This window comes from Bacillus sp. AFS040349 (assembly GCF_002577655.1).
Taxonomy (GTDB): Bacteria; Bacillota; Bacilli; order Bacillales; family Bacillaceae; genus Metabacillus.
Genome location: NZ_NUMC01000087.1, coordinates 1 through 11,180 on the forward strand (window position 1 = coordinate 1; position 11,180 = coordinate 11,180).

The 11,180-nt window shown below is 34.2% G+C and carries 17 protein-coding genes; 3 read left to right on the top strand and 14 right to left on the bottom strand.

Annotated features, from left to right (window positions below; translation table 11 throughout):
• The first annotated feature begins 207 nt into the window (after nucleotides 1-207).
• Nucleotides 208-1,065 (top strand): Cof-type HAD-IIB family hydrolase, encoded by an 858-nt coding sequence (locus tag COD11_RS18575; protein WP_098798381.1) that lies wholly within the window; start codon nucleotides 208-210, stop codon nucleotides 1,063-1,065.
• A gap of 60 nt (nucleotides 1,066-1,125) precedes the next feature.
• Here the strand turns inward: COD11_RS18575 and COD11_RS18580 are convergent, their stop codons facing one another.
• The 3 genes from COD11_RS18580 to COD11_RS18590 all read right to left on the bottom strand — a co-directional run bounded on the left by COD11_RS18580 (nucleotide 1,126) and on the right by COD11_RS18590 (nucleotide 2,981).
• A complete protein-coding gene (locus COD11_RS18580) occupies nucleotides 1,126-1,611 on the bottom strand; it encodes a PCYCGC motif-containing (lipo)protein (RefSeq protein ID WP_098798397.1) in 486 nt (161 codons plus the stop codon).
• Between the two features lie 101 nt (nucleotides 1,612-1,712).
• Entirely contained in the window at nucleotides 1,713-2,186 is a 474-nt protein-coding gene (locus COD11_RS18585; RefSeq protein ID WP_098798382.1) for a hypothetical protein, read from the bottom strand.
• A gap of 18 nt (nucleotides 2,187-2,204) precedes the next feature.
• Nucleotides 2,205-2,981, bottom strand: coding sequence for a hypothetical protein (locus COD11_RS18590; RefSeq protein WP_098798383.1), 777 nt, complete (start codon nucleotides 2,979-2,981; stop codon nucleotides 2,205-2,207).
• Nucleotides 2,982-3,156: 175 nt separating this feature from the next.
• On the opposite strand from COD11_RS18590, the gene COD11_RS18595 reads away from it, so the two are divergent.
• The gene (locus COD11_RS18595; protein ID WP_098798384.1) at nucleotides 3,157-3,477 is read left to right on the top strand and encodes an ArsR/SmtB family transcription factor; all 321 of its coding nucleotides are present in this window, start codon (nucleotides 3,157-3,159) and stop codon (nucleotides 3,475-3,477) included.
• 71 nt (nucleotides 3,478-3,548) lie between these two features.
• Nucleotides 3,549-3,947, top strand: a complete 399-nt coding sequence (locus tag COD11_RS18600) for an ArsI/CadI family heavy metal resistance metalloenzyme (RefSeq protein WP_141549709.1) — start codon at nucleotides 3,549-3,551, stop codon at nucleotides 3,945-3,947.
• A 57-nt stretch (nucleotides 3,948-4,004) separates the two neighbouring features.
• Here the strand turns inward: COD11_RS18600 and arsC are convergent, their stop codons facing one another.
• From arsC to COD11_RS18655, 11 genes are all read right to left on the bottom strand, one after another.
• Nucleotides 4,005-4,424 (bottom strand): arsenate reductase (thioredoxin), encoded by a 420-nt coding sequence (gene arsC, locus COD11_RS18605; protein WP_098798386.1) that lies wholly within the window; start codon nucleotides 4,422-4,424, stop codon nucleotides 4,005-4,007.
• A gap of 24 nt (nucleotides 4,425-4,448) precedes the next feature.
• Nucleotides 4,449-5,747: an arsenic transporter gene (locus COD11_RS18610; protein WP_098798387.1), complete on the bottom strand. Its 1,299-nt coding sequence runs from the start codon at nucleotides 5,745-5,747 to the stop codon at nucleotides 4,449-4,451.
• A gap of 14 nt (nucleotides 5,748-5,761) precedes the next feature.
• The gene (locus COD11_RS18615) at nucleotides 5,762-6,133 is read right to left on the bottom strand and encodes an ArsR/SmtB family transcription factor (RefSeq protein ID WP_442920013.1); all 372 of its coding nucleotides are present in this window, start codon (nucleotides 6,131-6,133) and stop codon (nucleotides 5,762-5,764) included.
• Nucleotides 6,134-6,267: 134 nt separating this feature from the next.
• Complete coding sequence (locus COD11_RS18620; RefSeq protein ID WP_098798389.1) at nucleotides 6,268-7,044, bottom strand: sulfite exporter TauE/SafE family protein; 777 nt, start codon at nucleotides 7,042-7,044, stop codon at nucleotides 6,268-6,270.
• A 64-nt stretch (nucleotides 7,045-7,108) separates the two neighbouring features.
• On the bottom strand, nucleotides 7,109-8,236 hold the full coding sequence (locus COD11_RS18625) for an MBL fold metallo-hydrolase (protein ID WP_098798390.1): 1,128 nt from the start codon (nucleotides 8,234-8,236) through the stop codon (nucleotides 7,109-7,111).
• Between the two features lie 239 nt (nucleotides 8,237-8,475).
• On the bottom strand, nucleotides 8,476-9,051 hold the full coding sequence (locus tag COD11_RS18630) for a sulfurtransferase TusA family protein (RefSeq protein WP_098798391.1): 576 nt from the start codon (nucleotides 9,049-9,051) through the stop codon (nucleotides 8,476-8,478).
• A 49-nt stretch (nucleotides 9,052-9,100) separates the two neighbouring features.
• A complete protein-coding gene (locus tag COD11_RS18635; protein WP_098798392.1) occupies nucleotides 9,101-9,397 on the bottom strand; it encodes a rhodanese-like domain-containing protein in 297 nt (98 codons plus the stop codon).
• A gap of 15 nt (nucleotides 9,398-9,412) precedes the next feature.
• Nucleotides 9,413-9,775 (bottom strand): rhodanese-like domain-containing protein, encoded by a 363-nt coding sequence (locus tag COD11_RS18640; RefSeq protein WP_098798393.1) that lies wholly within the window; start codon nucleotides 9,773-9,775, stop codon nucleotides 9,413-9,415.
• Nucleotides 9,776-9,820: 45 nt separating this feature from the next.
• Complete coding sequence (locus COD11_RS18645) at nucleotides 9,821-10,300, bottom strand: DsrE/DsrF/DrsH-like family protein (protein ID WP_098798394.1); 480 nt, start codon at nucleotides 10,298-10,300, stop codon at nucleotides 9,821-9,823.
• Between the two features lie 47 nt (nucleotides 10,301-10,347).
• A complete protein-coding gene (locus tag COD11_RS18650; RefSeq protein WP_098798395.1) occupies nucleotides 10,348-10,575 on the bottom strand; it encodes a sulfurtransferase TusA family protein in 228 nt (75 codons plus the stop codon).
• 82 nt (nucleotides 10,576-10,657) lie between these two features.
• A complete protein-coding gene (locus tag COD11_RS18655) occupies nucleotides 10,658-10,921 on the bottom strand; it encodes a metal-sensitive transcriptional regulator (protein WP_098798396.1) in 264 nt (87 codons plus the stop codon).
• Nucleotides 10,922-11,180 lie beyond the last annotated feature (259 nt).

Consider the following 11,180-nt stretch of genomic DNA (forward strand, 5'->3'; position numbering starts at 1 on the left):
AAATCTTTTGACACTACCATGTACTTTCTTCTAAGTGCAAGTATATCTTTTTTTCAATAAAAAGAAAAAGAAATCAATAGATATTTTAAATTTTATTATCTTTTCAAACGTTTTTCTAATGATTTCAATGAAAATATGTCATAATAAATAATTGAGTGAATACTAGATCCTACATACATATTGAATATAAAGCAAAGGAGAAACGAGATGAAAAAATTAATCGCAATTGATCTAGATGGGACATTATTATCGTCTAATATTGATATTTCAGCTGAAAACATTCAAGCCATTCAAACTGCTCAACAAGAAGGTCACATTGTTATGATTTGTTCAGGTCGAGCACCAGAAGATATTAAGACGGTAATTGATAAAACTCCACTACAATGCCCTGTTGCCGGAAGTAATGGCACAATGGTTATCGCGGACGGAAAACTATTAAGTCAAATCTCAATAAACAAAGATATTGTCAAAAATGTAGCAGAAGTCCTTAACCAAAAAGAATATCCATTTAAAATTTATAGTAATAAAGGGATTTTTGTTGCTTCTACATGGTCTGAACGAATGCTTTCATTCCTTGAAAAAAATCAAGAAATCTTAAATCATTTAACACCTAAAGAATATAAGCTTATGACGGAGCAACCAAAGGAAACGGATAGTATTAAAATATTTGATGAGTTAGAACCGGTGTTAGCGATTGAGGATCTTACTATTCAAAAATTCTTTATCCCAACCATCTCTGGGAAAGAAGAGCTCATTTCTTCATTAGAAAAGTTTGAAGGAATTTCGATTACAACGTCTGGTCCGTTTAACATTGAAATTATGGATACAAACGGACATAAAGGGAACGGAATACGAGTAATGGCTGAATACTTTAACATCCCAATCGAAAACACAGTGGCAATTGGAGATAACTTCAACGATGTTCCTATGCTTGAAACAGCAGGCTTATCAATTGCTATGGGGAACGGCGATCCAACTGTTAAAGAAATGGCTGATGTTGTAACACTTACGAACAATGAAAATGGTGTTGCCCATGCTATCAAAAAATTTGTACTTGAAGCTTAATCATACAAAAGAGCTAACAAATTTAACTACTTGTTAGCTCTTTTGATTATTATCTTATGATCATACTTCAGGTGTAGGAGTTGGCTTTGCGTAACCTTCTTTATACATATTATCTATTTTTGCTCGTATCTCTTTTACTGTATTTCCATTTTGATAGTCAACAATGGATTGAGCAGCTATTTCTAAACATACTCCGCACTTTGTTCCATGATCATCCCAAACAACTGCACCGTCTTCCTTATTTTCAAACACAAAACAATCATAGTTATTTTTATGATTTGCTGTTTCACCACATCCACAGTAACAAGGAATGTTTTCAAGTAATTCTCGATGTGCTGCTGATGCTTTATAGATTGTCTGCATATCTTCAGACTTATCGGCTAAAAAGGCTGGTAAAACATCAATACTTGCCGTTTCCTCACGAATATCAGATATTGTGCCGTGTTGTTCATGATCTTCATGATTTTCTTCAAGATCAGTGTTTGCACAGCCTGTTATAAGACTACCTATTAACATTATCATTAATATCTTGTTATATCTATTCATATCATTTGCCTCCGAATATTGTCTTTGCCAAGCTAATTTTAACATGATTTTTATAATCAGAGACAAAGCGGATAAAAAATTTTGTAGGTAACTTGAGGAAATCATTCTATGTTCTCTTCTCTATCTAACGTAGCAATTCCTAATGCAAATTGATCCCATAACACCTTTTTAACTTTATCAACTTGAGCGTCCTGACAATGAACCATAACAAAAACTTCGGTAAGATTCGTTTTTGTTAAAACATTTTTCGTCTTGTGCCTTGTATATAACAAATCAAATAGAAAACCGATTAATAAGCCTCCTACTAAACCTATAAGTGCACAAAAAATTGGCCCTATCGGTAATACAAACCCGTAAATCCCGCCTATTAGCATAAATATCGCTCCCAAGATAGCCGCAAAATCAACTAAACTCTTCCCATCAGAGCTGTAAATAGAATCAAATAGCCTCGTATTTTCAGTTCTTTTATCTAATGGTATAACTAATATTTCTTCTTTTTTGATTCCTTCATTTTCTAGATCAGCAACAGCTATTTCCAAACCATCAGAAAACTCAAACGAAGCTACAACATACATACTTTATTCCACCTCAAATTAAATTGGAAACTTAAAGCGCTTGCTTTGATAATCACTCTTAAAATAACCTGCCTGCTCCCGCTCATAGATTTTATTATATTCAATTGTATTCACATAGGCGTCGTAAGACACAAAAGCATACAATGAAGGAATATATAAAAACCATTGAACATCCAAGCATTTCTTTGCAGCTTCAAAATCGAATATCATCGTGTTTTGAATCGCCGGTAGTAAATTAGAAAAATAGGTAATAATGACAAAACCTACAATAAAAATGATAGATGTTACTATACGATTAATATAGAGATGCCCGAATCCTGGTGCTAAAAATGACCAAACATAAGCATGTATTGGTTGCCTTTTAACCAAAATGTTCAGCTCGAGTCCCGAGATATTTGTTGCCACTAAATCATAATCCTTCCTCATGCCAAGGGTATACCTTTTGTTTAACTGGACCGTTCTTGTGTAGCTGTCCCAAATAGTAAACACATAGACAGTGATGTACATTAAAAACCATTTTTGATTAAGAACGGCTGAGGCCGTGTTAAATTCACCAATCATGGAATAATAAATAGCTGTATTAATTTTTGCTTTATTATTAATAAATACTTCCCAAAATAACAAATTAAAGCCCACAAGATATTTACATAACATAAGATGTCCCAAGCCCGGAAATGCAGCAGTCCACCAAGCATTTACCCATGGATTCCGGGGGTGTAGAAAATTAATAGTAAATGAATCAATATAGGTCATGACATGGCGCTTTGATTTGTTTTTTAAATAATCCTTTTGCATCTTCAACCTCGACTTTTTTTATTATTTGTTTCCTTAAATAAGAAATATATTACACACAAAGATATCTCTCTTATTTCTTAAACATCAATTTTTTTTGATGAATTATATTGACAGTTGTAATTTTTGGATATATGATTAAACCATCAAAAAAAATTGATTAAGAAAAGGTGTTTCCATGAAAGAAGAAATAAACTTACAAGTTTCTTTAGAAAAAACCTTTGAAATGTACGAGGGAAAATTTAAAGCAATTGCTGATAAAAAGAGACTACAAATCATGAACCTTCTTACACAAAAAGGTGAAATTAACGTTAATGATCTTGCACCAATGGTAAACATGACACAATCAAAGCTGTCATACCATTTAAAAATACTTTTAGATGCCAACCTCATCTTAAAAGAAACAAGAGGTACATTTAACTTTTACAAACTTAATCTAGAAGAAGTAAACCACCTTTTATCAGCAGAGCTCTGTTGCCTATTTAGACCTACTTGCTGATAAAAATTTTTTGTACTATAAATCAATTTTTTTTGATAAATTAATCAAATTATTTTGTTACAGGAGGTTTAATAATGAAAATTCATATTGGTTTAAATGTAACAAATTTAGACGCTTCCCTTGTCTTTTATTCTAAGATCTTTGGTACAAAACCTGTAAAGGTAAAACAAGATTATGTGAAGTTTTTATTGGAAGATCCAGGCCTAAACTTTACGTTACGACAAGTAGATCGTATTGAGGGTAATCATATAAATCACTTTGGTTTCCAAATATACAGTACAGATGAGTTAAATCAACATAAAGAAAGATTAGAAAAGGAAGGATTCTTCTCACGTAGTGAAAACAATACAACTTGTTGTTATGCAAGGCAGGATAAATTTTGGATCACTGATCCCGATGGACACGAATGGGAATTTTTCTTAACGAAAGAAGACACTGAAGTAGACACCGTTCATACTTGTTGTGGTTAATATATTAAAGAAAAAGCCGAGAATTTCTCACGGCTTTTTCTTTATTAGAATGAACAATTATTCTCCTGTTTTTGCAAACCTCTCAATTCTTTCACTAATTTCATCTCGAACACGCTGGAAAAATGCCCACTTCTCCTCATCTGTCCCCTCGGCTTTTGCTGGGTCATCAAATCCCCAGTGTACACGTTTAATATGCGGAGGAGTTACAGGGCAATTATCTGCCGCATGACCACATAATGTAACAACTAAATCAGCATTATTTAAAATTTCAGGATCAATTACATCAGATGTTTGAGTTGAAATATCAATTCCTGCCTCATTCATTGCTTTCACTGCGTTGGGGTTTAGGCCATGTGCTTCTAAACCTGCACTTTTCACTTCCCACTCATCACCTAAGTGTTTTTTTGCCCATCCTTCTGCCATTTGGCTTCTGCAAGAGTTTCCAGTACATAAGAAGTAAATTGTTTTTTTAGACATGATAGTTGCTCCTTTTTAAGTAGATTAATGAATGATAAGTAACCAGATATATAAGCCAACAAGTGTAATAAACAATGTTGGAATGGTTAAGAGTATTCCTGTTTTGAAGTATGTCCCCCAAGAGATTTTTACACCTTTTAATGATAAAACATGCAACCATAATAAAGTAGCAAGTGATCCAATTGGCGTAATCTTAGGACCTAAGTCAGAACCAATGACATTGGCATAGATAAGTGCTTCTCTTATGACACCTGATGTATTCGTATCTGAAATAGCTAAGGCATCAATCATAACAGTAGGCATGTTATTCATAATAGAAGATAAGATTGCCGCAATAAATCCCATGCCTATTGTTGCAGCAAATAATCCTTGGTCGGCTGTAGCTTGAATTAAGTCTGCTAAAACATCTGTTAATCCAACATTTCGTAAGCTGTAAACAACTACATACATACCAATTGAGAAGAATACAATTGCCCAAGGGGCACCTTTGATAACGTTTTTTGTGTTAACTGCAGGACTTTTTTTAGCCATAATTAAAAAGAAAATCGCTATTATACCAGCAATAATAGATACAGGAATTCCAATAAATTCACTTGCAAAATACCCAACAAGTAATATTCCCAAAACAAGCCAAGATAACTTGAACATTTGTTCATCTCTAATGGCATCTACAGGCTTTTTCAATTGTGATAGGTCATAGTCTCTCGGAATACTGTTCCGGAAGAATAGAAATAATACTAAAATACTTGCACCTAATGAGAAAAAGTTAGGAATAATCATTCGAGATGCAAATTCAACAAATCCAATTCCGAAAAAGTCAGCTGATACAATGTTTACTAAATTACTAACGACTAATGGAAGCGATGTTGTATCAGCAATAAAGCCACTAGCAATGATAAATGGAAAGACCATTTTTTCACTAAAATTTAAATTTCTGACCATAGCTAGAACAATTGGTGTCAAAATTAAGGCAGCTCCATCGTTTGCAAAAAATGCTGCAACAATTGCACCTAAAATACTTACATAAATAAACATCTTTACCCCGTTTCCACGAGCCGCCCTTGCCATATGTAAAGCTGACCACTCAAAGAAACCAATTTCATCTAATATAAGAGAAATAATGATAATAGCAATAAAAGCTAAAGTTGCGTTCCAGACAATAGATGTTACATCCAACACATCTTTAAAATCTACAACACCCACAAGTAGTGCTAAAACAGCACCACCGCATGCAGACCAACCAATAGATAGTCCTTTAGGCTGCCATATAACTAGGGTAAGTGTGATTAAAAAGATAATGGATGCGAGAAATACTGATGTCATTCGTCATCCTCCATTCATTCACATGTGATGCGTAGTCCTTGATCTTCTAATTCTTTAATACGGTAATCTTGATTCGGAAGGTGTTGAAGCAGGCTTTGAACGACTGGATAATAGTCACTATCTTTATTCAGAGAATAGATAATCCACTGACCTCTTCTCAACTCTTTCACAATGCTAACATCTTTTAATTTTCGTAGATGTTGACTAATAGCCGGCTGACTAGTTTTAAAAATAGCAACAAATTCACAAACACAGCAGTCATTTGAATCTAACATTTTTACCATTGTTAGTCGTGTTTTATCACCTAATAGTTTCAGAATTGATGCTGTTTTCTCTAATTCAATTGTAGTTTCCAACAACCATTCCCCCCTAAACTTTATCCGCATATTAATATATAATAATTTACTTATATAATCAACAAAAAGAACTCGTTCCCTACTAAGTCATTTTATGTTTACATAATAGCCCATAAAAATACGGTTCAAATTCGTTTTGAACCGTACCGTCGGGTTTACTTTTTCTAAATAATGTCTATCCAAATTTTAATAGCCGTTGCAAAGATTAATAAAGCCAAAATAACTTGGAGAACTTTTGTGTTTACCTTTTTCCCTGCCATAGCTCCTAATGGTGATGAAATTAAGCTTACAATTACCATAATAGCAGCTGGACCGTAATCTACTTGCCCAGTGGTAACTTTTCCTACAGTTACTCCAATAGATGATATAAAAGTAATAGCAAGGGAAGAGGCGATCGTCATTCTAGTTGGAATTTTTAGGACAACTAACATGATTGGTACTAATAAAAATGCTCCAGCTGCACCAACAATCCCTGCTCCAACACCAACGATTAAGGCTAGGATTGCTGCAAGCCACTTGTTAAATTTCACCTGTTTCAACGGAGTGTCGTCAATCCCCTTTTTAGGAATCAACATCATCACTGCTGCGATTAAAGCTAGAATACCGTATATAAGATTAATGCCACCTTCTGACATTAGTTTTGACCCATATCCACCTATAAAACTACCTACTAAAATACTTGTTCCCATATAAATAATGAGTGTTTTGTTTAAATATCCACCTTTACGGTATGCCCAAACACCACCAATGGTCGCAAAAAATACTTGAACAGCACTAATACCCGAGACTTCATGAGCGCTAAAAGCTGCCAAACCGAATAAAGGTGGAATGTATAATAGCATTGGATATTTAATAATAGAACCACCAATTCCTAGCATACCTGAAATATAAGAACCTACAAAACCGATTAAAAAGATCGTTATAATAAAAGCGATATCCATGCTTGTTACCTCCCATTTAGAAAAGGGAACCTTCCTTAAAGGTTCCCTTTATGTGCTTAGGTCTTTAACGAACCGCACAACGATTAGGTCCAATTTCCATTTCACGTTGTGTTTGTTCATCTGGAGTGATTTTCCCCATATTTATTTCGCGTATTTCTTGATACGCATTCGGTTGTGGCGGTAAGTTCTCAGTTACTAGCCTCCTAAACTCATTTTCATCTTCAATATTTAAACCATGGTTTTGCGCAAATAAAGTTCCTAATTTTTCTGTCACACTTCCATCATCATTTAGTTCGTCGATGATCATGAAATGCGCAGGTAATACAATTAAATCCTCTGAAAGTTCACGATAGCGAGAATATAAGCTTTCTCTTAAATCTGCCACCCAATCTTCAGCCATTCCTGCTAAATCTGGTCTGCCAATTGAATCAATAAAAAGAATATCTCCTGATAACAAGTAGGATGAATCCACAACGAATGATGTTGAGCCAATTGTGTGGCCTGGAGAATATAAGGCATGAATATCAATGGCAGTATTTCCGATTGTCACTGTATTGCCGCCATGTAATGGGCTATACTCGAATGTTACATCTGTCGCATCCTTTGGTGGCAACCAGTATGTTGCACCAGTATTCTCCGCGATTACTCGACCACCTGAAATGTGATCCGCGTGAAGATGAGTGTCAAATACATGAGTAATCGTTGCATTAATTTCTTTTGCAAAGTTCAGATAGGTAGAAGTCATACGAGTCGCATCAATTATTGCCGCTTCTCCATCTGAAACAACCATATATGATAAACATCCTTTTCCAATACGAACAAACTGATAAATTTCGCCGCCATCTTTTAACTCTCCTATTTTCACAGGCTCTAAGTGTTCGCTCCAAGCTTTCATACCGCCAGCCAAGTAAGAAGCATCTAGACCTTCTTCGGAAAGCATTTCTGCTACCATAATCGAAGATCCTTCTTTCGCACACACAACTATTACATCTTTATCTGAAGGAATACTTTCTAAAATTTCTTCTACACCATCTAGTAAATCGAAATATGGAATGTTAAGATAATCAAAGTTTTCTCCTTCAATCTTCCAATCTTGAAAATCACCTTTATTACGAACGTCAAGAATAAATAATGCCTCTTTATTAAAAACCTTTTTTGTTACTTCTTTTGAAGTCATCGCTTTAACCGCCATCCAAATTACCCCCACAGGTATGTTATAGTTCAAAAAAATTTATCTTATATTCTTTTAATAGAATCAATTTCATAATGTATCATTTGTTACCAAAAAACGTATGAATTTCACATATATTAATGTTTTTATCCGTGTTGTTGATTATTAACATGTTCAAGGTGAAGGAAAATGTTCGTTTTTTGATTAAAGAGTCATAATTATGAAATTAACTCAATAACATAATAAATTAATTATTCTTTTTACTTAGTTAAGTTGGAAGTAATTCCAGACCATTCATTCATACCAGGCACTACATTATTAACCTTAGCGAAACCTTTTTCAGCTAATTTTTGAGATGCGAGATCACTGCGACTTCCAGTACGACACACAACATAGATTTCATCATCTTGATTCAACTCGCTTACACGCTTTTCCAATTCACCTAACGGAATAGAAATTGCGTTAGGAATATGGTTAAATGCATATTCAGCTGATTCTCTTACATCTAACACTACAATGTTTTCTCTTGCTTCTAGCTTTTTCTCTAGTTCTTCATTACTTGTTACATGTGGATGTTTTTTTTCAATCGTATCGTCATTTGAAGATTTCCGTAGGTAATGTTTTAGAACATCCCCTTCTACAAGAGTACCAAGATATTGATGACCGGAGCTTTTTGCCCATGCTTGGATATCAGCCTTTGATCCTTTATCTGTAGCTTGAACCTCTAAGACCTGCCCTGCTTCGATTTCATTCATTGCTTTTTTTGTTCTTACTATTGGCATTGGACACGCTAACCCTTTTGCATCTACTAAGAAATCTGTTTTTAACGAGTTCATAAATAAAGATCCTCCCTTTACCCAACAGGGTATTTTTTTGCGAAAAAAATTAGTTTGTCTCGCCTTCCCAGTCAAGCATTCCACCGGTCATATTAGTCACATTAAATCCTTGGTTTTCTAAGAACTGATATGCACGACCACTTCTACCGCCTGATCGACAAACCAATATATATTCTTTTGACTTATCCAGTTCATTCATACGAAATTCTAATAACCCTAATGGAATATGAATAGAACCAGGAATTTTCCCAGCTTCCACCTCTTCCACTTCTCTCACGTCAATGATGTTTACACTTTGACCTTGAGTTAACATATTTTCTACTTCTTTTGCCTTAAATTGTTTCATTTTAATAGCCTCCTTTTATCTCCAAGCGCTCATACCGCCTTTTACATTTGTTACATTGGTGAATCCTAATTTTTTCAACATTTTACTAGCCTTTTGACTTCGCATACCACTTTGACAGATCACAATAACTTCTTTGTCTTTAGATAATTCATTCCTGGCTTTTTGACTGAGTTCATGAAGAGGGATATTTTTAAATTCTTTAATGCGATTCCCAGAAAATTCACCACGTGTTCTCACATCAACAAACTGCTTATTTTTATCTTTTAATTCATTTTTCAATTCAACTGTCGAGATATGTTTTACTCCTTTAGCAGGGATAATCCTGTTCAAGATAAAAAGTACGAAAAGGGCAATGACGATATAGTTGATGTATTCCACCTTATTTTCCTCCCTACATACTTAGGGGAGTATCCCCTATATTAATTAGATAAATAAATTCACATTTCCTTCTTCTGCATCTGCTAAGTATGCTGCAACACCAGCATAATCAATATTGTCTAACAGTTCTTCTTCTTTAAGGCCTAGTAAATCCATAGTCATCGTGCAAGCTACTAGTTTCACCTCTTGTTCTTGTGCCATTTCAATTAAATTTGAAAGAGGCATTGCATTGTGCTTCTTCATCACATCTTTGATCATTTTTGGACCGAAGCCAGCAAAGTTCATTTTAGACAATTCCATTTTTTCTGCGCCTCTAGGCATCATCTTGCCAAACATCTTTTCCATAAGACTTTTCTTCACTTGTATATTTTCATCTTTACGTAAAGCATTTAATCCCCAAAATGTATGAAAGATTGTTACTTCATGATCATAGGCAGCTGCACCGTTCGCAATAATATAGGCGGCCATTGCTTTGTCATAATCACCACTGAATAATACAATCGTTGTTTTTTTCTTTTCTGTCACAGTCGTTCCCCCTCTACCCCTAAGGGTATCTAATTCTTTAAAATTTTTTATCCTTTTTTAATCCAAAATTTCAATACTTGATCCTCTTCCACATGCTTTAAAAACTCATGACCACCAGACTTAGCCCAAGCAGTTAAATCATTTTTTGCTCCTTTATCTGTTACATGAATCTCTAATACTTGACCAGATTCTAATTCATTCATAGCCTTTTTTGTTTTTACGATTGGCATTGGACAAGCTAAACCTTTTGCATCTAAAACTTTATCTATATTCATTGAGTAATCCTCCTAAATTTTAATTACCTTTACCCCTACGGGTATATAATAGTATAAATAAAAAAGAGTGTCAACCTATTATTTAGCGACTTTTTACAAGTAAATTTACAGCTTCTTTCACTAATTCTTCTGTACTGTGTTCTCCAGTTTCTTCAGCATGACGAACACATTCAACTAAGTTTGAACTAACAACAACCCCGATTGTTCGATCAATCGCTGTTCTTGTTGCAGACAACTGCGTAATAACTTCCTTACAATCTTTTCCTTCTTCCATCATACGTAAAATACCTCTAAGTTGACCTTCAATTCGCTTTACTCTATTTTTCATTTGATCATTATATTCCATCTCAATACCTCCTTTACCTAAATTTCTTTTATATAAATCAAAGATACATTCTGGTAAGCTACCTCGTTAGTAACTAATACTTACAAATTAAATCTTATACCACTAGGGGTATAATGTCAACTTATAAAATATCTTTTAAACAGTAAAGTAATTCTCGTACAATTAATAAGCTTAAATTGTCAAAGGCGACAATTTATTTTTCAAAAAATAAAGAGCCACTTCACCAGTGGCTCTTTATACTATAAATACTTCCTCGACA